This is a genomic window from Staphylococcus sp. EZ-P03 (genome assembly GCF_003344575.1).
Classification (GTDB): Bacteria; Bacillota; Bacilli; order Staphylococcales; family Staphylococcaceae; genus Staphylococcus; species Staphylococcus simulans_B.
Genome location: NZ_QPMO01000009.1, coordinates 294,964 through 319,248, shown reverse-complemented (window position 1 = coordinate 319,248; position 24,285 = coordinate 294,964). Strand labels below are relative to the sequence as shown.

The 24,285-nt window shown below is 37.0% G+C and carries 19 protein-coding genes and 1 pseudogene; 19 read left to right on the top strand and 1 reads right to left on the bottom strand.

The window, feature by feature from the left end:
- Nucleotides 1–79: 79 nt before the first annotated feature.
- From pyrH to DVJ99_RS05620, 13 genes are all read left to right on the top strand, one after another.
- Nucleotides 80–802, top strand: a complete 723-nt coding sequence (gene pyrH, locus DVJ99_RS05680; RefSeq protein ID WP_105992965.1) for a UMP kinase — start codon at nt 80–82, stop codon at nt 800–802.
- 18 nt (nt 803–820) lie between these two features.
- Nucleotides 821–1,375, top strand: a complete 555-nt coding sequence (frr, locus tag DVJ99_RS05675) for a ribosome recycling factor (protein WP_105992964.1) — start codon at nt 821–823, stop codon at nt 1,373–1,375.
- 186 nt (nt 1,376–1,561) lie between these two features.
- Nucleotides 1,562–2,329: an isoprenyl transferase gene (locus tag DVJ99_RS05670; RefSeq protein ID WP_105992963.1), complete on the top strand. Its 768-nt coding sequence runs from the start codon at nt 1,562–1,564 to the stop codon at nt 2,327–2,329.
- Between the two features lie 20 nt (nt 2,330–2,349).
- Nucleotides 2,350–3,132 carry a phosphatidate cytidylyltransferase gene (locus DVJ99_RS05665; RefSeq protein ID WP_114603483.1) on the top strand — a complete coding sequence of 261 codons (783 nt, stop codon included), beginning with the start codon at nt 2,350–2,352 and terminating at the stop codon, nt 3,130–3,132.
- Between the two features lie 190 nt (nt 3,133–3,322).
- Complete coding sequence (gene rseP / locus DVJ99_RS05660) at nt 3,323–4,606, top strand: RIP metalloprotease RseP (RefSeq protein WP_114603482.1); 1,284 nt, start codon at nt 3,323–3,325, stop codon at nt 4,604–4,606.
- A gap of 21 nt (nt 4,607–4,627) precedes the next feature.
- Nucleotides 4,628–6,328 (top strand): proline--tRNA ligase, encoded by a 1,701-nt coding sequence (locus DVJ99_RS05655; RefSeq protein WP_114603481.1) that lies wholly within the window; start codon nt 4,628–4,630, stop codon nt 6,326–6,328.
- Between the two features lie 265 nt (nt 6,329–6,593).
- Nucleotides 6,594–10,901, top strand: coding sequence for a PolC-type DNA polymerase III (locus DVJ99_RS05650; RefSeq protein WP_114603499.1), 4,308 nt, complete (start codon nt 6,594–6,596; stop codon nt 10,899–10,901).
- 139 nt (nt 10,902–11,040) lie between these two features.
- Nucleotides 11,041–11,508 (top strand): ribosome maturation factor RimP, encoded by a 468-nt coding sequence (gene rimP / locus DVJ99_RS05645; RefSeq protein ID WP_114603480.1) that lies wholly within the window; start codon nt 11,041–11,043, stop codon nt 11,506–11,508.
- Between the two features lie 21 nt (nt 11,509–11,529).
- The gene (gene nusA, locus DVJ99_RS05640) at nt 11,530–12,759 is read left to right on the top strand and encodes a transcription termination factor NusA (RefSeq protein WP_114603479.1); all 1,230 of its coding nucleotides are present in this window, start codon (nt 11,530–11,532) and stop codon (nt 12,757–12,759) included.
- An 18-nt stretch (nt 12,760–12,777) separates the two neighbouring features.
- Entirely contained in the window at nt 12,778–13,062 is a 285-nt protein-coding gene (rnpM, locus tag DVJ99_RS05635) for an RNase P modulator RnpM (RefSeq protein WP_114603478.1), read from the top strand.
- Complete coding sequence (locus tag DVJ99_RS05630; RefSeq protein ID WP_105992956.1) at nt 13,059–13,364, top strand: YlxQ family RNA-binding protein; 306 nt, start codon at nt 13,059–13,061, stop codon at nt 13,362–13,364. Before rnpM ends, DVJ99_RS05630 begins: the two co-directional genes overlap by 4 nt.
- Nucleotides 13,365–13,380: 16 nt before the next feature.
- Nucleotides 13,381–15,504, top strand: a complete 2,124-nt coding sequence (infB, locus tag DVJ99_RS05625) for a translation initiation factor IF-2 (protein ID WP_114603477.1) — start codon at nt 13,381–13,383, stop codon at nt 15,502–15,504.
- A gap of 99 nt (nt 15,505–15,603) precedes the next feature.
- A complete protein-coding gene (locus DVJ99_RS05620) occupies nt 15,604–15,981 on the top strand; it encodes a VOC family protein (RefSeq protein WP_114603476.1) in 378 nt (125 codons plus the stop codon).
- 153 nt (nt 15,982–16,134) lie between these two features.
- On the opposite strand, the pseudogene DVJ99_RS05615 reads toward DVJ99_RS05620, so the two are convergent.
- Nucleotides 16,135–16,492: pseudogene (locus DVJ99_RS05615) on the bottom strand (Mu transposase C-terminal domain-containing protein); the annotation flags it as partial.
- A gap of 242 nt (nt 16,493–16,734) precedes the next feature.
- On the opposite strand from DVJ99_RS05615, the gene abc-f reads away from it, so the two are divergent.
- The 6 genes from abc-f to DVJ99_RS05585 all read left to right on the top strand — a co-directional run bounded on the left by abc-f (nt 16,735) and on the right by DVJ99_RS05585 (nt 24,281).
- Nucleotides 16,735–18,351: a ribosomal protection-like ABC-F family protein gene (gene abc-f, locus DVJ99_RS05610; protein WP_114603475.1), complete on the top strand. Its 1,617-nt coding sequence runs from the start codon at nt 16,735–16,737 to the stop codon at nt 18,349–18,351.
- Between the two features lie 319 nt (nt 18,352–18,670).
- Entirely contained in the window at nt 18,671–19,429 is a 759-nt protein-coding gene (locus tag DVJ99_RS05605; protein ID WP_105992953.1) for a glycerophosphodiester phosphodiesterase family protein, read from the top strand.
- Nucleotides 19,430–19,431: 2 nt separating this feature from the next.
- Entirely contained in the window at nt 19,432–20,733 is a 1,302-nt protein-coding gene (locus tag DVJ99_RS05600; RefSeq protein WP_114603474.1) for an MFS transporter, read from the top strand.
- A gap of 468 nt (nt 20,734–21,201) precedes the next feature.
- Entirely contained in the window at nt 21,202–21,549 is a 348-nt protein-coding gene (rbfA, locus tag DVJ99_RS05595) for a 30S ribosome-binding factor RbfA (protein ID WP_105992951.1), read from the top strand.
- A gap of 144 nt (nt 21,550–21,693) precedes the next feature.
- Complete coding sequence (locus DVJ99_RS05590; RefSeq protein ID WP_114603473.1) at nt 21,694–22,905, top strand: glycerate kinase family protein; 1,212 nt, start codon at nt 21,694–21,696, stop codon at nt 22,903–22,905.
- Nucleotides 22,902–24,281 carry an SLC13 family permease gene (locus DVJ99_RS05585; protein ID WP_114603472.1) on the top strand — a complete coding sequence of 460 codons (1,380 nt, stop codon included), beginning with the start codon at nt 22,902–22,904 and terminating at the stop codon, nt 24,279–24,281. Before DVJ99_RS05590 ends, DVJ99_RS05585 begins: the two co-directional genes overlap by 4 nt.
- Nucleotides 24,282–24,285 lie beyond the last annotated feature (4 nt).

The following is a 24,285-nucleotide window of genomic DNA, read 5'->3' as shown; positions in this document are numbered from 1 at the left end:
ACATTTGTATTGGACGTACCGCTATGTGTCTTCTTTACTTGTATCACATACATATTTTTACTATAGAGAGGATAAGAAAATGGCTGAAACTTCTAAATACAATCGCGTTGTCTTGAAATTAAGCGGAGAAGCACTAGCAGGAGATAAAGGATTCGGTATTAATCCGATTATTATTAAAAGTGTTGCAAAACAAATTGCAGAAGTCGTAGAATTAGACTGTGAAATCGCAGTCATTGTCGGCGGCGGCAATATTTGGAGAGGTAAAACTGGCAGCGACTTAGGTATGGATCGCGGAACTGCTGACTACATGGGTATGTTAGCAACAGTAATGAATGCATTAGCACTTCAAGATAGTTTAGAACAACTTGACTGTGATACACGTGTATTAACATCAATCGAAATGAAACAAGTTGCAGAACCTTATATTCGACGTCGTGCAATCAGACACCTAGAGAAAAAACGTGTTGTAATTTTTGCTGCAGGTATTGGCAACCCTTACTTCTCAACAGATACAACAGCTGCATTGCGTGCGGCTGAAGTAGAAGCTGATGTAATTTTAATGGGTAAAAATAATGTTGACGGTGTTTATTCAGCTGACCCTAAAGTTGATGAAAATGCTGTAAAATATGAGCATTTGACATATATTCAAATGCTGCAAGAGGGTCTTCAAATCATGGACTCTACAGCTGCATCATTCTGTATGGATAACAATATTCCGTTGAATGTGTTCTCAATTACTGAAGAGGGTAATATTAAACGTGCAGTAATGGGAGAAGAAATCGGAACAACAATAACTAAATAAATTTGAGGTGTAAGAAAGATGAGTGACATTTTAAGCGAAACGAAATCAAGAATGAAGAAATCAGTTGAAAGTTTATCACGTGAATTAGCTACAATTAACGCAGGTCGTGCTAACTCTAACTTATTAGCAGGCGTTAATGTTGATTACTACGGTGCACCAACACCAGTACAACAATTAGCAAGCATCAACGTACCTGAACCGCGTTTATTAGTAGTTTCACCATATGATAAAACTTCATTATCTGATATTGAACGTGCGATCAACGCAGCTAACTTAGGCGTAAACCCTACAAGCGACGGGGAAGTAATCCGCATTACTGTTCCGGCTTTAACAGAAGAACGCCGTAAAGAATTAGTTAAAGACGTTAAAAAAATGGGTGAAAACGCTAAAGTTTCTATCCGCAACATTCGCCGCGACAGCAACGACGAATTGAAAAAAGACGAAAAGAACGGCGACATTTCTGAAGATGAATTACGTACATTAACAGATAAAGTTCAAAAAATCACTGACGATTCTATCAAAGAAATCGAACAAGTATTAGAAGATAAAGAAAAAGACATTATGTCTGTTTAATTCATTGAAATTATCTTAACTGGAAAAGTTAAAAATAATGTGACAAAAACTGTACCAACTCAGACTTTGGTACAGTTTTTTAATTGTTCTATTCATTGCGTTTAACGAGTGTGATAAAATGATAGATAATTGCATGAATAATCTATTATAATGTAACAGAGATAGATTGAGCTCGGAGGATAGACCATGTTTAAAAAGCTAAGAAATAAAAATCAATCTGAAAGCGAGAATTATCATTCAGAATTAGATTTACATAATATACCCGAACATATAGCAATTATCATGGATGGTAATGGCCGTTGGGCAAAAAAACGTAAGATGCCAAGAATTAAAGGGCATTATGAGGGAATGCAAACCATCAAGAAAATTACAAGAGCAGCAAGTGATATAGGCGTGAAGTATTTAACTTTATATGCCTTTTCTACAGAAAATTGGTCCCGTCCTGAACAAGAAGTAAACTATATCATGAATCTGCCTGTCAATTTCTTAAAAACCTTTTTACCTGAGTTGATAGAGAAAGATGTGAAAGTGGAAACAATCGGTTTTACGGATGATTTACCAGAATCAACGTTGAAAGCAATCAACCACGCTAAAGAAAAGACAGCTGATAATAAAGGTTTGAAATTGATTTTTGCGATCAACTATGGCGGCAGAGCAGAAATTGTCGATAGTGTTCGTCGAATGTTTGATGATATGGTCAAACAAGGATATAATAGCGAGGATATCACTGAAGCAACAATTCACGATTATCTGATGACAAGCAACTATCCTGATCCTGAATTATTAATTCGTACATCAGGCGAACAACGTATCAGCAACTTCTTAATCTGGCAGATTTCGTACAGCGAATTTATTTTCAATCAGAAATTATGGCCTGATTTTGATGAAAATGAATTGTATGATTGTATTAAGATTTATCAAAAGAGACAACGTCGTTTCGGCGGGCTATTATAATTATAAGGTAGGAGTAAAATATGAGAGTTAGAACGGTCACGGCAATTATTGCCCTAATCATCTTTTTACCGATTTTAATCATCGGCGGACAAGTACTCATGTACTTTTCATTTTTACTAGCATTTATCGCATTAAAAGAATTACTAAATATGAATAAAATCCGTTTTATTTCTATACCTGGGATTATCAGTGCACTGGCTCTGGTCATAATTATGCTGCCGCAAGGATTAGGTTCATGGGTATTAGCTGTTCAGTTAAAAGGGCTCATTATTATGAGTTTTGTCATTTTAAGTTATACTGTGACATCAAAGAACCGTTTCAGCTTTATAGATGCTGCCTTTTGTTTAATGGCTGTCGCATACGTAGGAATAGGGTTTATGTACCTTTACGAAACACGTGAAGAAGGTTTAGCTTATATCTTATTTGCATTTTTAGTAGTATGGACAACAGACACTGGCGCATACATTTTCGGCCGTACATTAGGAAAGCATAAACTTTGGCCTGTCATCAGTCCGAATAAAACAATTGAAGGCTTTATCGGCGGTGTGCTTTGCAGCTTATTAGTCCCTGTTATCATGCAGCTGTTTATCGATTTCCCGGTTAATATTGTGCTGATGCTGGCAATCACAATCGTATTAAGTATGTTCGGACAACTGGGCGACCTTGTAGAATCTGGTTTCAAACGCCACTTCGGTGTGAAGGACTCAGGAAGAATTTTACCGGGTCACGGCGGTATACTCGATCGCTTCGACAGCTTTATGTTCGTCTTACCATTATTAAATATTCTATTATTGCAAAATTAAAAAGTGAGGCATGCGACAGTGCAAACAATCTTACATCGTTTGCTTGAGGCATGCCTCTTTTCTGTTTCATGCCGTTTATTCATTGTATGTTCGGATGAATTTGATTAAAATGATTTTATGAAACTATAGAAGCAAGACCAAAAAGGTTACATAGAAAATGTACCAATTTATTAAGTAGGAGTGGCCAACTTTGCTAATAACATTATTATCTTTTATTATCGTATTCGGTGTTATTGTCTCAGTCCATGAGTATGGTCACATGTTCTTTGCGAAACGTGCAGGAATTATGTGCCCCGAATTTGCGATTGGCATGGGACCTAAAATATTAAGTTTTAGAAAAAACGAAACATTATATACTATTCGACTATTGCCGGTCGGCGGTTATGTCCGCATGGCAGGAGACGGACTGGAAGAAGCGCCTGTTGAACCAGGCATGTCTGTCAAAATCAAATTAAACGACAAAGATGAAATTACACATATTCTGTTAGATGATCAGCATAAATTCCAACAAGCAGAAGTCATTGAAGTGAAGAAAATTGATTTCAAAGATGAAATGTATGTTGAAGGGATTACATCTTATGACGATGAACGTCATCGCTTCCATATTGCGAAAGAAGCTTATTTCGTAGAACACGGCAGTTTGATTCAAATTGCGCCGAGAAACCGTCAATTTATGCATAAGAATCCATTACAGAAGTTTTTAACACTTTTTGCAGGACCATTATTCAACTTCTTATTAGCAATCGTGATTTTTATCGGTTTAGCTTATTATCAAGGTACGCCGAACAATGTGATTAAATCAGTTGCAGATCATACGCCGGCACAAGAAATAGGATTAAAACCGGGGGATAAAATCGAGCAGATCGGTGATCATAAAATCGAGAAGTTTAAAGACATTAAAAATGCTTTAGATGAAAATAAAGGCAAAAAAATAACAATTGCTTATGAACGCGACGGTAAACAGCATAAGGCTGAATTCAAACCGAAAAAAGTAACACAGAAAACTTCCAAAACGACATCTGAAACCTTTTATATCTTAGGTTTCCAACCTGATAAAGAACATTCTTCGCTAACAGCACCGCTTGTATCCGGAGTTGAACAATTCTTTAAAGCAGGAACATTAATCTTTACAGCGATTGTCGGCATGATAGCCAGTATCTTTACAGGCGGCTTCTCCTTTGACATGTTAAATGGACCAGTAGGTATCTATCATAATGTTGATACTGTCGTAAAAACTGGTATCATTAACTTGATAGGATGGACAGCCTTATTAAGTGTCAACTTAGGATTAATGAACTTATTGCCGATACCTGCGTTAGATGGCGGAAGAATACTCTTTGTATTATATGAAGCAATCTTCAGAAGACCTGTAAACAAAAAGGCCGAAACTTATATTATCGGTGCAGGGGCAATTTTTGTGATTATTATTATGATATTAGTAACATGGAATGACATACAACGTTATTTCTTATAAGAAACGGAGGACCTTAGTTTTATGAGACAGTCAAAAGTATTTATACCAACGATGAGAGAAGTGCCGGCAGAAGCTGAAGCTTTAAGTCATCAGTTATTGCTGAAAGCAGGATTAATCAAACAAAGTACAAGCGGGATTTACAGTTACTTGCCGCTGGCTACACGTGTACTGAACAATATTACATCAATTATCAGAGAAGAAATGGAAAAGATTGATGCGGTAGAAATTTTAATGCCCGCATTACAGCCTTCAGAATTATGGGAAGAATCAGGTCGTTGGGATGCTTATGGCAGTGAATTAATGCGTTTGACAGACCGTAACGGCCGCCAATTCGCATTAGGACCAACACACGAAGAAGTTGTCACTTCTATCGTACGTGATGAATTAAAATCTTATAAGCAGTTGCCATTAACATTGTTCCAGATTCAATCTAAATTCAGAGATGAAAAACGTCCGAGATTCGGTTTATTGCGCGGCCGCGAATTCATCATGAAAGATGCGTACTCATTCCATGCTGATGAAGCGTCATTAGATGAAACATACCACGAAATGTATGATGCATACGGCAGAATCTTCAAACGTGCAGGTATCAATGCACGTCCGGTAGTCGCAGATTCAGGCGCAATCGGAGGCAGCCATACACACGAATTTATGGCACTGAGCGAAATCGGTGAAGATACGATTGTATACAGTGAAAACAGCGACTATGCCGCAAATATTGAAAAAGCAGAAGTCGTTTACGAACCGAACAATAATCAAGAAGCATTGCTTGAGTTGGAAAAAGTAGAAACGCCTAATGCGCATACTGCACAAGAAGTAGCGGATCTGCTTAATCGTCCGCTTGATCAAATTGCGAAATCTATGGTCTTCAAAGTAGATGGAGAATTTATTATTGTTTTAGTACGCGGTCATCATGAAATCAACGATGTGAAATTAAAAGCATACTTCGGTACAGACAACATTGAACTTGCAAGCCAAGATGAGATTGTTAACCTTGTCGGTGCTAACCCAGGGTCAATCGGACCGATCCAAGAAAAAGGTATTAAAATCTATGCGGATAATTTCATTCAAGAAATTTCAAACTTAGTTGTCGGCGCGAATGAAGATGGCTACCACTTCATTAATGCAAATCCTGAACGCGACTTTAACGTAGAGGCATTCGGAGATTTCCGCCTCATCCTTGAAGGCGAATCATTAAGCGACGGCTCAGGCGCCGCGAAATTCGCAGAAGGTATCGAAGTCGGCCAAGTGTTCAAACTAGGCACGAAATACTCAGAAGCAATGAATGCGACATTCTTAGACAACCAAGGTAAAGCACAACCGTTAATCATGGGCTGCTACGGTATTGGTGTTTCAAGAACATTAAGTGCAATCGTTGAACAAAACAATGATGACAATGGTATTATCTGGCCGAAATCAGTAACACCATTTGAAGTCCACTTAATCACAATCAATCCTAAAAAAGAGGACCAACGTGAATTAGGCGATCAGCTTTACAGCGAATTGCAATCTTCTTTTGATGTGTTATATGACGATCGTAAAGAACGTGCAGGCGTTAAATTCAACGATGCAGACCTTATCGGTATTCCAGTTCGTGTTGTTGTAGGTAAACGTGCTGCAGAAGGTATTGTAGAAGTGAAACGCCGAGATACAGGCGACAGCGACGAAGTGGCTGCGTCAGAATTGCTTGATTATGTTAAAGATTTATATGCACAAATCTAATTGCATTGATAAAAGGGTCGAGGTACATAAGTACTTCGGCTTTTTTGTTATATACATAGCAATACAGTTCATAGATTTTAAGAATGGATGAAAATTTGGTATAATATTTTAGAACTTCAGAACGTAAGAAAATTCAACCGCGTTTTTAGAACGTGGTTCAAATTTTTCGTTTTACATGGGTGTTATGCGTACACACCCTGACAAAGCTGCAGCCCTGAATCCTATGAAAGATGTAATAATAACTAAGGTGGTAATTGTCTTGGCAATGACGAATCAAGAAAAATTTAAAGTGCTGGCTGATCAGATTAAAATAGCAAATCAGCTGGAGACAGATATATTAGAAAAAAGTGAATTGAACCGCATTGATGTGTCGCAAAAAGAACGCACATGGCTCTTTCAAATTACACTGCCTCGTTTCCTCTCTTATGAAGACTACATGTTATTTACACACGCATTGATTGAAGAATTTAAAGAAATCGCAACGATTGATTGGCAATTTGTGGTTGAAGATACACAAAACCAAGATGAATTTGCGATGAAATATTTCAATCATTGTATTGATCAAACACGCTTGTCTCCAAAAGTAAAAGGACAATTAAAACAAAAACGTTTAATCATGTCAGGCAATGTATTAAAAGTAATGGTTTCAAATGATATAGAACGTGATTATTTCCATAAAGCTTGCAACGGCAGCTTAGTCAAAGCATACAGACAATGCGGCTTTGACGTTAATAAAATTATCTTTGAAACAGATATTGCAGATCATGATAATGAATTGGCATCGCTTGAAGCTTATATTCAAGAAGAAGATCAGCAAAGTGCCAAAGAAGCGACAGAAAAACTAGAAAAAATGAAAGCTGAGAAAGCTAAACAACAAGATAATAACGAAAGTTCAGTGGACAAATGTCAAATCGGCAAACCAATTCAAGTGGACAATGTCCGTTCGATTGATTCGATTATTGAAGAAGAATTCAAAGTCGCGATCGAAGGGGTAATCTTTGATATGAATATCAAAGAATTAAAAAGCGGACGCCATATTGTGGAATTGAAAGTAACCGACTATACCGACTCGCTTGTGCTGAAAATGTTTACGCGTAAAAACAAAGATGATTTAGATCACTTCAAAGCGTTAAGCGTCGGCAAGTGGGTACGTGCACAAGGCCGTATTGAAGAAGATACATTCGTTCGCGACTTAGTAATGATGATGTCTGATATTGAAGAAATCAAAAAGACGCCTAAACAAGATAAAGCAGATGAAAAACGTGTAGAGCTGCATCTGCATTCTGCGATGAGTCAAATGGACGGTATTAACCAAATCGGTGATTATGTAGCACAAGCTGCGAAATGGGGTCATCCTGCGATTGCGGTGACAGACCATAATGTGGTACAAGCTTATCCGGATGCATTCAGTGCCGCAGAAAAGAACGGCATTAAAATGATTTACGGTATGGAAGGTATGCTTGTGGATGATGGTGTACCGATTGCTTATAATCCGACAGACCGCAATTTAAAAGAAGCAACTTATGTTGTATTCGACGTCGAAACAACTGGACTTTCTAACCAATACGATAAAATTATTGAGTTAGCTGCGGTTAAAGTACATGACGGAGAAATCATTGATAAGTTTGAACGTTTCAGTAATCCGCATGAACGTTTGTCTGAAACGATTAAGAATTTAACACATATCTCTGATGAAATGCTTGTCGATGCACCTGAGATAGATGATGTACTGACAGAATTTAAAGAATGGGTCGGAGATGCAATCTTTGTAGCGCATAATGCTTCGTTCGATATGGGCTTTATTGATACAGGTTATGAACGTGCAGGACTTGGCAATTATACGAACGGTGTTATTGATACTTTAGAATTATCACGTACGATTAACACAGAGTTCGGTAAACACGGCTTGAACTTCTTAGCTAAGAAATACGGTGTAGAACTGACACAACATCACCGTGCCATTTATGATACCGAAGCAACTGCTTATATCTTTATGAAGATGTTGAAACAAGTAGATGAATTAGGTGTTAAGAATCATCAAGATATCAACCAATCTCTATCTAATGAAGATGCGTATAAACGTGCACGACCAAGCCACGTGACGATTTTAGTTCAAAACCAGCAAGGACTTAAGAACTTATTCAAAATTGTCAGCGAGTCTTTAGTCACATATTACTATCGTACACCGAGAATTCCGCGTTCATTATTAGACGAATACCGCGAAGGTTTATTAATCGGATCTGCGTGCGATGAAGGTGAAGTCTTTACTGCAGTGATGCAGAAAGATCAATCTCAAGTAGAACGTATTGCGAAATACTATGATTATATTGAAGTGCAGCCGCCTGCGTTGTATCAAGATCTAATCGATAGAGAATTAATCCGAGATAACGAAACAATGGAAGAGATATACCAACGTTTGTTAAAAGCGGGAGAAGCGGTTAATATTCCAGTCGTTGCGACAGGGAATGTTCACTACTTGAATGAACATGACGGCATTGCACGTAAAATTTTGATTGCCTCTCAACCAGGTAACCCGTTGAATCGTTCTACTTTGCCAGAAGCGCATTTCAGAACAACAGATGAAATGTTAGATGCGTTTCATTTCTTAGGCGAAGAGAAAGCAAAAGAAATCGTAGTCGATAATACGAATAAAATTGCGGATATGATTGAACGTGTAGTACCAATTAAAGATAAATTGTATACACCGCGTATGGAAGGTGCGAATGAAGAGATTCGTGAAATGAGTTATAACAATGCTCGTAAATTATACGGTGACGACTTACCGCAAATTGTAATTGACCGACTTGAAAAAGAATTGGAAAGTATCATCGGTAACGGATTCTCTGTTATCTATCTGATTTCGCAGCGTTTGGTTAAGAAATCCTTGAATGACGGCTACTTAGTAGGTTCTCGTGGTTCTGTAGGTTCTAGTTTCGTTGCGACGATGACTGAGATTACAGAAGTAAATCCATTACCGCCGCATTATATTTGTCCTAAGTGTAAAAAAAGCGAATTCTTTAATGACGGGTCTGTCGGTTCTGGATTCGACTTACCAGATAAAAAATGCGAATGCGGTGCTGAAATGATTAAGGAAGGCCAAGATATTCCGTTCGAAACATTCTTAGGATTTAAAGGGGACAAAGTACCTGATATCGACTTGAACTTCAGCGGGGAATATCAGCCAGAGGCCCATAACTATACGAAAGTGCTGTTTGGTGAGGATAAAGTATTCCGTGCAGGTACAATCGGTACGGTTGCTGAAAAAACAGCTTTCGGTTATGTTAAAGGATATTTAAATGACCAAGGTATTCATAAGCGCGGTGCTGAAGTAGACCGCTTAGTTAAAGGCTGTACAGGTGTTAAACGTACAACCGGACAGCACCCGGGCGGTATTATCGTAGTTCCTGACTATATGGATATTTATGATTTCACACCAATCCAATATCCGGCTGATGATCAATCTTCAGCATGGATGACAACACACTTCGACTTCCACTCGATTCACGATAACGTGCTTAAACTTGATATACTGGGACACGATGATCCGACAATGATCAGAATGCTTCAAGATTTATCTGGTATTGATCCTAAAACAGTACCAGTCGACGATAAAGAGACGATGCGTATTTTCAGTACGCCAGAATCGTTAGGTGTCAGCGAAGAGGATATTATGTGTAAAACAGGTACGTTCGGTGTACCTGAGTTCGGTACAGCTTTCGTGCGTCAAATGCTGGAAGATACAAAACCGACAACGTTCTCAGAGTTGGTTCAAATCTCCGGATTATCACATGGTACTGACGTATGGTTAGGCAATGCGCAAGAATTAGTACGTTCAGGCACATGCGACTTATCTGGTGTTATCGGTTGTCGTGATGATATTATGGTGTACTTGATGTATGCCGGATTAGAACCGTCGCTAGCCTTCAAGATTATGGAGGCAGTTCGTAAAGGTAAGGGCTTGCAAGAAGAATGGGAAGAAATTATGAAAGCCAATGATGTACCGGATTGGTATTTGGATTCATGTAAGAAAATCAAATACATGTTCCCTAAAGCCCATGCGGCAGCCTATGTATTGATGGCAGTACGTATCGCTTATTTCAAAGTGCACTATCCACTGTATTATTATGCGTCATACTTTACAGTTCGTGCTTCTGACTTTGATTTATTAACGATGATTAAAGATAAAGAAGGAATTAAAGCAACTGTTAAAGATATGTATTCTAAATATATGGAACTGGGCAAGAAAGAAAAAGATGTCTTGACTGTGCTTGAAATCATGAATGAAATGGCGCATCGCGGTTTCCGTATGCAGCCGATCAGTTTAGAAAAGAGCCAAGCTTTTGAGTTTATTATTGAAGGGGATACATTAATTCCGCCGTTTATTTCAGTACCGGGATTAGGTGAAAACGTAGCAAAACGTATTGTTGAAGCGCGTAATGAAGGACCGTTCCTTTCAAAAGAAGACTTGAATAAAAAGGCAGGCTTATCTCAAAAAGTCATTGATTATTTAGATGAACTTGGTTCATTGCCAGGTTTACCTGATAAAGCACAATTGTCTATTTTTGATATGTAATGACCAAGAAAGTGTTAATTGGGCTTCAATTGGCATTTCAATACGCTCTGTGTTATAATCATAGTGCGTAAAAAATGAACTTTAGTCACAAAGAGTGGGGTTTACCCGCTCTTTTCTATTTGCTTAAAAGGAGGTCAGCATGAGTAAAATCACTGAACAAATCGAAGAAATTATTCAACCGGTATTAGATGATTTGAATTTTGAACTTGTAGATATTGAATTCGCAAAAGAGGGTAAAGATCGCTTCCTTCGCATCTCTATTGATAAAGAGGGCGGTGTTGATTTGAATGACTGCACACTTGCATCTGAAAAAATCAGCGAAGCGATGGATGAAGCAGATCCGATTGAACAAATGTATTATTTAGACGTAGCGTCGCCAGGTGCTGAACGTCCTATCAAAGACGATAAGGCGTTTCGCAATGCAGTCGATCAACCTGTATTTGTTTCACTTTATGCCCCGATTGAAGGCGAAAAAGAATGGTTAGGCGTCTTGAAATCTGTAGACGACGATCACATTGTTATGCAAGTACAAGTGAAAGAAAAGAAAAAGGAAGTTGAAATCCCAAGAAATAAAATTGCTAAAGCACGTCATGCAGTTTTGATTTAACCTGAGTAGGAGGATTTAACCGTGTCAAATGAATTATTACTAGCAGTAGAGTATTTAGAAAAAGAAAAGAAAATTCCTAGAGAAGTGTTAATCGATGCCATTGAAGCTGCATTGATTACTGCTTATAAAAAGAATTATGAATCTTCACGTAACGCACGTGTAGAATTAAATATGGATGAAGGTACTTTCAAAGTCATCGCAAGAAAAGAAGTTGTAGAAGAAGTTTTTGATGATCGCGATGAAGTCGATATCAGCACTGCATTGGTGAAAAACCCTGCATATGAAATCGGCGATATCTATGAAGAAGATGTTACACCTAAAGACTTCGGCCGTGTCGGCGCACAAGCAGCAAAACAAGCTGTTATGCAGCGTTTGCGCGATGCTGAAAGAGAAATTCTTTATGATGAATTCATCGATAAAGAAGAAGACATCGTAACTGGTATTATCGACAGAGTCGACCATCGTTATGTGTATGTCAACTTAGGACGTACTGAAGCAGTATTATCTGAAGCTGAAAGAAGTCCGAATGAAAGCTACATTCCTAACGAACGCATCAAAGTGTATGTCAACAAAGTTGAACAAACAACAAAAGGTCCTCAAATCTATGTATCACGCAGTCATCCTGGATTGCTGAAACGTCTTTTCGAACAAGAAGTTCCGGAAATCTATGATGGTGTGGTAGTGATTAAATCAGTAGCACGCGAAGCGGGCGACCGTTCAAAAATCAGTGTGTACTCAGAAAATGATGATATCGATGCAGTAGGTGCATGTGTAGGTGCAAAAGGTGTACGTGTTGAAGCTATCGTTGAAGAATTAGGCGGAGAAAAAATCGACATCGTACAATGGGATGAAAATCCTAAAGTATTTGTTAAAAATGCGTTAAGCCCATCACAAGTACTTGAAGTTATCGTAGACGAAGACAATCAATCTACAACTGTTGTTGTGCCGGACTATCAATTATCATTAGCAATCGGTAAACGCGGTCAAAACGCACGTTTAGCCGCAAAACTTACTGGTTGGAAAATTGATATCAAATCTGAAACAGATGCACGAGAAGCTGGTATTTATCCAGTACCGGAACAAGACGAAACAGAAGATGCTGCACAAGAAGATCTTTCTGAAGAAGTTGTAGTAGCGCAAGTAGAAGAAGTACCTGAAGTTTCAGAAGAAGATGAAGTTGTAGTACAAGAAGACAACTCAGAAGAAGCTGAAACAGAAGAACAAGACGATAAAAAAGACGTAGAAGAATAATTTGGAGTGAATGCCTTTATGAAGAAAAAGAAGATTCCAATGAGAAAGTGTATACTTTCAAATGAAATGCGTCCGAAAAATGATATGATTCGTGTGGTAATTAATAAAGAGGGAGAGATTTCTGCCGATGCGACAGGCAAGAAACCAGGCCGCGGTGCTTATGTTTCTAAAGATGTCGCATTAGTGGAAAAGGCTCAGCAAAAGGCCGTTTTAGAAAAGTTCTTTAAAGCTGATGCTGAAACTTTAGCGCCTGTCTATAAAGAAATCATACGTCTCATCTATAGAGAAGAGATTCCAAAATGAATAAGAGCAACATCTTGAATTTTTTAGGATTGGCAATGCGGGCTGGTAAAGTCAAATCAGGTGAATCAGTCATCTTAGCAGAAATTAAGAAGAAAAAAGTACCTTTAGTGATTTTGTCTGAAGATGCTTCTGACAGAACAACTAAAGATATCAGCCAAAAATGCGAAAGTTACCACGTTCCGTTGCGTATATTCGGTACTAGAGAAGAATTAGGCCAAGCACTTGGCAAATCTTCTCGCGTGAATATAGCTATAATGGATAACGGTTTTGCCAAAAAGCTATTATCAATGATAGATGAATAACGTAAGGAGTGATTATATGAGTAAAAAGAGAATTTACGAGTATGCAAAAGATTTAAAATTAAAAAGTAAAGATGTTATTGATGAATTGAAAAAGATGAACGTTGAGGTGTCTAACCACATGCAAGCGTTAGAACCAAATGAAATCAAAGCCTTGGACAAAAAGTTCAAACCGGGTTCATCTCAAGATAAGCAAGACAATAAAGCTGCTCAAAATAATCACAAAAAACATCAAAACAATAAAGATAAAAACAATAATAATAGCGGAAATGCTAAAAAGAATAATAAAAAAGGCAACAAGAACCAAAACAACAAAAACAATCATAAAAATAATAAAAACAAACGCAATAATCAAAAACAAGCACCAAAACCGGAACCAGTTAAAGAAATACCTGAAAAAATCACTTATTTAGAAGGTATTACTGTTGGCGAGTTAGCAGATAAAATGAATATTGAATCATCAAGCATTGTGAAAAAATTATTCTTGCTTGGTATCATGGCTAACATTAACCAATCATTAGACGATGAAACAATCGAATTAATCGCTGATGATTATGGTGTAGAAGTTGAAAAAGAAATTGTTATCGATGAAGAAGATTTAGATATCTACTTCGATGATGAAGAAGAAGATCCGGATGCAGTAGAACGTCCTGCAGTTGTGACAATCATGGGACACGTTGACCATGGTAAAACAACATTGCTTGACTCTATCAGAAACACACACGTGACTGACGGCGAAGCAGGCGGTATCACACAACATATCGGTGCTTATCAAATCACTAACGACGGCAAGAAAATTACTTTCTTAGATACACCAGGACACGCAGCGTTCACAACAATGCGTGCACGCGGTGCGCAAGTGACAGATATCACTGTATTAGTTGTAGCGGCTGATGACGGTGTAATGCCTCAAACAATTGAAGCAATCAACCATGCTAAAGAAGCAGATGTGCCGATTATCGTAGCAGTCAACAAAGTCGATAAACCGACAGCAAACCCTGATCGTGTAATGCAAGAATTGACTGAACACGGTTTATTCCCAGAAGATTGGGGCGGCGACACAATCTTCGTACCGCTTTCAGCGTTAAGCGGCGACGGTATCGAAGACTTGTTAGAAATGATTGTCTTAGTTTCTGAAGTACAAGAACTTAAAGCAAACCCTGATAAACGTGCAGTAGGTACAGTGATTGAAGCAGAATTAGACAAATCACGCGGACCAGCGGCATCATTATTAGTTCAAAACGGTACATTACATGTCGGAGATGCGATTGTAGTGGGTAATACATTTGGCCGTGTACGTGCAATGGTGAATGATTTAGGTAAACGTATTAAATCTGCAGGACCATCTACACCTGTTGAAATTACTGGTATTAATGATGTACCGCAAGCAGGTGACCGCTTCGTAACATTCTCAGATGAAAAACAAGCACGCCGTATCGGTGAAGCACGTCATGAAGAAAGCATTCTTCAACAACGTCAAGAAAGCAAAAACGTAACATTAGACAACTTATTCGAACAAATGAAACAAGGCGAAATGAAAGACCTTAACGTTATTATCAAAGGTGACGTACAAGGTTCTGTAGAAGCATTAGCCGCTTCATTAATGAAAATCGATGTAGAAGGTGTTAACGTTCGTATCATCCACACAGCAGTAGGTGCGATCAACGAATCAGACGTAACACTTGCGAATGCCTCTAACGGTATCATCATCGGTTTCAACGTTCGACCAGATGCAGGTGCGAAACGTGCAGCTGAACAAGAAAACGTAGACTTGCGTTTACACCGCGTCATCTACAACGTTATCGAAGAAATCGAATCTGCGATGAAAGGTATGCTTGACCCTGAATACGAAGAGAAAGTAATCGGACAAGCAGAAGTACGTCAAACATTCAAAGTTTCTAAAGTCGGCACAATCGCTGGCTGTTATGTGACTGACGGTAAAATCACACGTAACGCAGGTGTGCGTGTTATCCGTGACGGCATCGTAACGTTCGAAGGTCAACTAGACACATTAAAACGTTACAAAGATGACGTTAAAGAAGTCGCACAAGGTTATGAGTGCGGTATTACAATTGAAAAATACAATGACTTAAAAGTAGATGACATCATTGAAGCTTATGAAATGGTTGAAATCGAAAGATAAGCTTGTTACTTTAATGAAAAGCACTTCCAATAGGGAGTGCTTTTTCATGTGTAAAAAGGGTAAAGTATCCTATTAATCAGCGGGGAGGTTATCAATGTTATGAACAATTTATGGTTTAACTTGCATAGTGACGACTTAGAAAGAAGCAAAGTCTTCTATAAGGCAATCGGTTTTGAAATCATGGAACGTCCTGAACAAGAAGGGATAATGTTTGGGATAAAAGCTGATAAAGGTTCACCGATTATGGTCGTCGCTGCACAACAATTTGAAAAATATATCCATCGAGTACCGTATGGTAATGATGCCTTGATTTCATTATCAACAGATACTAATGAAGAAGCAGACGCACTGGCAAAAGAAGTTCAAAAAGCCGGCGGAAAAGTCATCGATCAGCCGAAAACACGCAACGGTTTTTACGGCTTCACTTTCGAAGATATCGATGGCCATTTCTTTAATATCATCGTGATGTCTGAATAAAAAAAATAAAGATTTTCTATCAATCTATCCAATCTGATGACAGCGAAGCACTGAAATCAGGTTGGATTTTTTGATAGCTTACACCTTTGTTGTCACTTTACTCGATATATGAGAATGATTTTACCTAATAAATGAGAAAAGCAACGCACTACAGCTCTGGATAGCACTGTGCTCTTTTTGATTAAAATCTTCAATTAAAAAGTATCGTAATTTTTCTTCGAAATTTTGAAAATCTATTAAATCGCTAGGAGTATCATTATTGTTTATATATCCAGGAAGTTGTTCTAAGAAAGTTTGGTTAACTGTCTGAAAAAAACCTTTCTATTTTCCAGCGACCACGAGGGACACCATCTTTAGAAAACATCAAGTTAATTTTCGAATCAATAGCGACTTGTTCCATGTGATGCGAGGTAAAGTCACTCCTGTGATCTGTGTAGAATTTTTCGGGTCTACCACATATTGGCCAATTGGTATTATTCTTATTTCATATTGCTTGGTGTAGTGTTAATGCTTATTTTCTGTACACTCTTTACGTTACCCATTTTTCATTGTAAAATATATATAAATTATATTTGAGGAGGTGTCTAAATGTTTCTTATAGCTTTTTGTTGCAGATATTTACAAATCATACGCAACAAATTTTCGATTTTAATTCCAAAATTGGTGAAGTCTGTCTTTTTTGAAATTATTAATCGGTCTATAAGGAACTGACACTATATACTTCTTCCTTATAGATAACATGGAGGAAGAAAAATGAATATACTAAATGCCTCGAATGTTTCTAAAAGTTATGTAGAAGAAACTTTATTCGATAATATTAAGATGACCCTTAATTCTGGTGAAACTATAGGATTAGTAGGACGTAATGGTGAAGGGAAAACCACTTTATTAAAGTTACTAGCTGGGTTAGAAACACTTTCCCAAGGTGTTATTAGTTGGAAGAAAAATGTGAGGATAGGTTATTTAAACCAAATACCTGATTATGAAAAAAGTATATGTGTTTATCAATGTTTGAAATCTGTATTTCAAGAGTTAAATACTATATCAAAACAGCTTGAAATTATAGAAAATAAAATGAGCGAAGATATAGAAGATATAAGTACACTAATGTCTCGTTATGGTGAGTTACAGACATATTATGAAGACAATGGTGGTTATGAGATAGACGCTAAAATACGTAAAGTGACTCATGGTTTAAATATCGCTCATTTACTTGAAACAGAGTGGGGAGATTTATCAGGGGGAGAACGTACAAAAGTAGGCCTTGCTCAAATGTTAATTAAGCCTACAGACTTGCTGCTTTTAGATGAACCAACAAATCACCTTGATTTTAAATCTATAGAATGGTTGGCTAACTATATAGAAAGTTACGAAGGTGCTGCTGTAATCGTTTCACACGATCGTTACTTTTTAGATGAAACAGTCAATCAAATTATGGAAATAGATCAAAAAACGCTTCATACTTATAATGGAAATTACTCATATTTTATTGAAGAAAGAGAAAATAGACTATTAGCTGAATTCGAAGCCTATAAAACACAACAAAAGAAAATAAAAAAAATGAAAGAGTCTATAAAGCAATTAAGAACATGGGCAAGCCAAGCCAAACCACCGAATGCTGCAATGTATCGTCGAGCTAAAAGTATGGAAAAAGCTTTGAATCGCATTAAACGATTAGAAAGACCAACTTTAGATTCAAAAAAAATGAATATGGAACTAGAAGAAGATAAGCGCGTTTCTAATAGAGTGATTGAAATGGAAAATGTTGCTAAAGGATATGACTATTCATTATTTGAAAATGTAAATATGTTAATCAGAAGAGGCGAACATGTCGCTATTATAGGAGATAATGGTACTGGTAAATCAACATTGTTAAAAATGATTTTAGGAATTACTTCAGTAGATGAAGGTTCAATTAAAACTGCAAACAATTTAAAAATCGGCTATCTTTCACAACATGAATTTGAAAATGATAACAATGATACTTTGTTGAATACAATTCGTGAAAAAGTCAATGTATCAGAAGAACAAGCTAGACATATTTTAGCTAATTTTATGTTTTATGGTAAAGACGTGTTTAAAAAGGTTAAAGATTTAAGTGGAGGAGAAAAAATAAGATTAAGATGGGCACAAATTGTAAACACTGATTATAATTTACTTGTTTTAGACGAGCCTACAAACCATTTAGATATAGATGCCAAGGAAACCATAGAAGATGCTTTATTAGATTATGAAGGAACTATAATTGCAGTTTCGCATGATAGATATTTTCTTAACAAGCTATTTAATACTACTTACTTGTTAAAAGATAAAACATTAGAGAAGTTTGAAGGTAACTATGATTATATTAAAGAAAAAGAATTTTTATAAGTAATTGATACTTTAAGATTTAAAAGGATGGCGCTTAGCTATCCTTTTTCTCATTTATTAAGTAAAGTCATTCTCATATATCCAGTAAAGTGACAACCTTTGTATGTTTCAATTTTGTAAATTTTAAAACGCTTACTTACTTGCAATGTTAATTATATGTAAATTATAAATGATAAAATATAAAAATGATTGCGTAATTCTTTTGGAGCGCATATGATTATCTCAAGTTAATCAATTGATGGTAAGGATTATGAAAAGAAAGAAACCATACTGAGCCATTGAGTATTAATGTATTAAACATTTGAGTAGGTGAACAACTATGAAAACAATATTTGGGCACAGAGGTGTTCCGAGTGTTGCACCAGAGAACACATTAGCCGCTTATGAAGCAGCGGCAGAGATTCCAGAATTACAATGGATTGAAGTAGATATTGCGATTACTTCCGATGAGCAATTAATTTTAATCCATGACGACTACTTAGCACGTACAACTTCTATTGCAGGAGAGGTCAGCGAAACGCCTTATGCTCGCATCAAAGAAGCAAGTGCCGGTTATTGGTTCGGTACAAGATTCAAAGATGAAAAAGTATTGACGTTTGATGAATTTATCCAATTCATTAACCAAGCAAAGTTGAATGTCAATATTGAGTTAAAAGGGATTACAGGTAAAAACGGACCGAAATTAATGGAAGCTTTGATGCGTCAGTTGCCTGAGAAAATGGCACAATTCGACGCTGATATCGAAATTCTATTCTCTAGTTTTAATCTTCCGTTATTAAAAGCAGTACAAGAACAGCTGCCGCAGTATCCGCGTGCAGTATTGTATGAAACGTGTGCATTTTACGAAGATTGGCGTACTGTCTTGGCATTTGCGGATACTAAAATTCTGCATCTTGAAGACAAAGGTTTAACATCAGCTTTTGTCAGTCAAGTGAAATCAGAAGGCTATACGTTGAATGTATATACTGTCAATGACATTGATCGTGTCAACCAATTGTTTAACTTTGGTGTCGATGGTGTCTTTAGTGATGTTCCTCAAAAACTTGTTCATTTACAAGATATGGAAAGCGAGGAATAATCATGCATTGGCTACTTAATAAATTAGGAATGAAAGATAATAAAGCATTAATCGGTTATTTAACAGTTGTAACAGCAGGACAATTGATTTATTCAGGATTTGAAGCATTCAAAGGTTCATTTTATAATACCTTGCTTCAAGTGCTGCATTTATCTAATGCACAATTAGGTGCAGTATTCAGTTTGATCGGGATTTCTATGTTTTTCTATATTCCTGGCGGATGGATCAACAACCGTTTTTCAATTCGTTCGATTCTAATCACAGGTTTATTGATTCGATTTGTGACAATGACTTATATTATTTTATTTGCGCCTGGATTTGAAACATTAAAAGTGATTGCGGTCATTTGGGGCTTAACAGATGCGTTCTTCTGGCCGGCAGTATTAAACGGTGTCATCTTCTTTACAGATAAACAGCACCGCGGTTTAGGTTTTGGTTTGTTAGAAGCGATTCACCGTTTAGAAGAAGTGGTTATGAGCTTGCTTGTTGTAGCAGTCATGGCATTAATCAGCGGCTTAGTTGTATTTAAAGGTGCGATGTTTACATACAACTTATTAATTCTGCCGATGATATTCCTGATTTGGAAATACATTCCGAAAAATGGTATCTCAGCTGAAAAAATCGAACATGAGCATTTAGGAGAAAAATCATTAGATGCCTTAAAAGGATTATTCTATGTATTAATTCAACCTAAAGTATGGTTAGCAGCCATTGCGGCGATGTCTATTTACTGGGGGTACATTATTTTAGTATACAGTGTACCTTACTTACAAAATCAATATCATCTTTCAACTGCACAAACTGCAGTGTTCGGTGTATTGAATACTGGTTTTGTAGGGGTATTAGCGGGTGTAATTGCAGGTGTGATTTCTGACTATGTCTTTAAATCTACGACTAAAATGATCTTTGTGGCATTATTCTTGTCATCTATCGTGTTGTTAATAGTGGTCTTCTTTAAAACAGGCTTAGTCCTCAGCATGATTTTATTATTTACTTTCTCATTAACGACTTTCTTGTCTAAAAGTGTTATTTTGGCGCCGATTTCTGAATTCAAGCTTCCTGAGAAATATTCAGGTTCCGCAATGAGTGTCGGATCATTTATGGCTTATGCGCCGATCTTCTGGGTGTATACGATGAATGGTCAGCTGTTAGATGAATTTAAAGGCCATGAATTTGAAGCTTATCAAATGATTTTTAAAATCGGTATTGCAGTATCAGCTGCAGGTAGTTTAGCGGCGTTGATTTTAGTGATTTTGATGAATAAAGAAAAACGAAAAGAACGTTCGAAAGCAGCACAATCATAAATTAAACAATGTAATTGAAAAGATTCCTCTTTAATCATTAATTTGATGAAACAAAGAGGAATCCTTTTCGTTTCATTAGACGTTAATTTTTGAAATGAATTTAAAAAATGAAATGAACTTTTCACTCCAATAAAGCGCTTTTATTGACACTTCGGCATTCGAGTTTGTCGTGTTAGAAGACTTAGATGAAGAAAAAATGCTTTAGTTATCATGATTTGAGAAGTTTATCACTAAAATTTTGTTAAGACACTTTCACAATGTAAATGAAACGTTAACTTTATTTTGAAATGAACACTAATACGTTTACGCAAAATTAACATGCTTAACTGTTCATTTACATTATGAGTGGAGGAGAAAGAGATTAATCATTAGATATAAAGGGAAAACCTTTGTCAAAGGGGCGATTTTAGTTTATAATCTTGGATTGAACTGAATCGTTCATTGTTCAAATAAAGAGGTGAAATACACATGAGTAAAATGAGAGCTGAACGCGTTGGTGAACAAATGAAACAAGAGCTAATGGATATCATTAACACGAAAGTTAAAGACCCGAGAATCGGATTTTTAACGATCACTGACGTACAAGTTACAAATGATTTATCTCAAGCAAAAGTCTACTTAACTGTTCTAGGCAAAGAAAAAGAAGTAGATGATACTTTCAAAGCTTTAGAAAAAGCAAAAGGCTTTATTAAATCCGAATTAGGTTCAAGAATACGTTTAAGAATGGTTCCTGAATTATTCTTTGAATATGATCATTCTATTGAATACGGAAATAAAATCGAAAAAATGATACAAGACCTTCATAAAAACGACTAAGTTGATGAGGGATGAATGAAACAGCTGGGCACATAATTAAGTGTCCGGCTGTTTTTTTTAATCAAATTCTAATAATTCTCTAATTCTTTACAAATTTAACCTCCTTAATATAAATGTTAATCGTATTTCAAGGAGGCTGAATTTATGAAAATAGCAGTAATTCCCTCAGGCTTTAAAGAAAGTTTAAGCTCAGCAGAGGTAGGAAAAGCAATTAAAAATGGTTTACATTCGGCAGATGAGAGTCTGAATGTAAAGGTGATTCCAATGGTAGATGGCGGAGAAGGTTTCGCCCAAACCATCACTCAAATTAAAAATGGACAATTATATACTATCCATGTACAAGATCCATTAGGTCAAAAACGTAAAACACATTATGGAATGTTTTATGAGAACAAACAAAAGGTAGCGGTAATAGAAATGGCAGCCATCGCAGGTTTAAGACATGTGCCTATGCACCAAAGAAATCCGCTTCACACTTCCACTTACGGTGTAGGAGAAGCAATGCTTCACGCACTTGACCACGGCGCAGAACGTATCTTAATCGGCTGCGGTGATTCTGGTACATCAGACGGCGGCGTTGGCATGGCACAAGCTATCGGTGTGCGTTTTAAAGATAAACAAGGCCGAAATATTCATGTTCATGGCGGCGGTGCAATTCATCATATTGATCAAATCGATGTCTCACAAGTAGATTCGCATGTTCTAGAAACACAAATAGACGTGGCAGTGAATTGGTCTAATATTCTATGCGGACCAAAAGGTGTTGCGAGAGTATTCGGCCCGCAAAAAGGTGCAAGTCCGGACGAAGTAGAACACTTAGCAAACAATTTAGAGCATTTAGCAGAACGCATCAAACAGACAACAGGACAGAAAGTTGCTTATAAAAATGGTTCAGGTGCATCAGGCGGATTAGGTGCAGGTTTGATGGCATTTGCGCACGCGACGTTATATCCGCGCTTTGACTTGATTCAGCAATACTTGCATATTGAACCTGTGATTGCACAAGCTGACTTGATTATTACCGCTGAAGGCTGTTTAGATTATCAAACACCAAATGGTAAAATTCCAGCAGAAGTTGCACGCATTGCGGAAAAATATGATAAACCAGTGATTGCTTTAGCGGGTACAATCGGCAAACAAGCAGAATTCAATTATCAAAGCGGCATTGATGCATTCCACAGTATTATCAAAGCACCTTCATCATTAGATGTATCAATTGAATACGCAGAACAATGGCTTGAAGAGTGTGCACGTAATATCTTCAAATCTATTCAAATCGGTGCGGCAATCAACCAAGCGCAACATGAACAAAGTCCAAGTATTAAAACAAGTCATCATTTCGTGATGCAGCAATGAGTTATTCAAAATTAATCGCTACACTGCTTTATCTTATTTTTACAATTTGGCTCTTTTTAGAAACCAATATGTCTTATCTCGGGCAATTGAGTGTAGCATTATTTATTTTATCTCTAGGACTTTTTATCTTCAGCAAAATGCCGGCTGGCTTATCAGCCATGCTGGTAGTATGTTTAGGAGTATTGCTTGGACTGCCTGAATCGATTTTATATGAATCGTTAGAAGAGCATGTGATTTGGCTGATGATTGGTGCGTTTATTATCGGCGGTGTAGTAGAAACAAGCGGTTTGCTGGATCGTTTAATCCGATGGATAGAAGTCAAATGCACATCTGAGAAAAGATTGAATGTTTTAGTCTTTTTATTCATTCAGATTTTATCTTTGATAATTCCGTCAACTTCCGGACGTGCAGCTGCACTATTGCCGGTTTATCAGGCTTTTACCGATCGTTTTAGTGCCAATCGCCGATACCTTGGCTTATTAATGCCGATTTTAGTTTTAATGGGAACGAATTTATCTTTGATTGGTGCAGGAAGTCATTTAATCGGTATAGGTTTATTAGAAAATCAAGCAGACCAGTCTATTACGTATTTGCAATTCTTAATTTGGGGCTTGCCTTTTGGGATTGTGATTGGCATTATCAGTCTGCTTATGATAAAAAAGATTTATATGAAGCCGATTGAAGCAGAAGTAACAGAAAAAGCAATGGAACCCGTGCATGAAAAGCATCCTTTTTCGACTAAGGAGAAAAAAGCGCTGGTATTGATTGGTTTAACTGTTCTGCTTTGGATTACTGAACCTGTGCACCAGTTTGATATTGCTTTTATCACTATATTGATGAGTTTGATTATGATGCTTCCTAAAATCGATTTGATCGGATGGCGAGAAGCATTCAACAGAGTATCATGGAGTTTGATATTCTTTGTGGCAGGTGCTACAGCACTCGGTAATCTTTTAGCGAAATATAAAGTGTTGGATGTTATTCAGCATAATTTATTTAAAGTGATGCATCATTTAGAACTGACAAATACGTTTGTGCCGTTAGTATTGATTGTAGTAATTTCAGTAACATCTCATTTATATATTACGAGCCATACTTCACGTGCAGTTGTGTTCATTCCGTTATTGATTGTATTCGGCAAAATGTTCGGATTGAATCTGACGGCAGTGGTATTTATGGCATTAATCGGTATGAACTATTGCTTAACATTTCCTGTCAGTTCCAAAGCTTTACTATTGTTTTATGAAAATAAAGAGAAGCCATTTACAATTAAACAGCTGATGCATTTAAGCATGTGGTTGATGCCATTGTACATGATTGCGATGATTGTAATGTATTATGTCTTTTGGCAGCATGTTGGACTTGCGCTGAAGTAGGAGT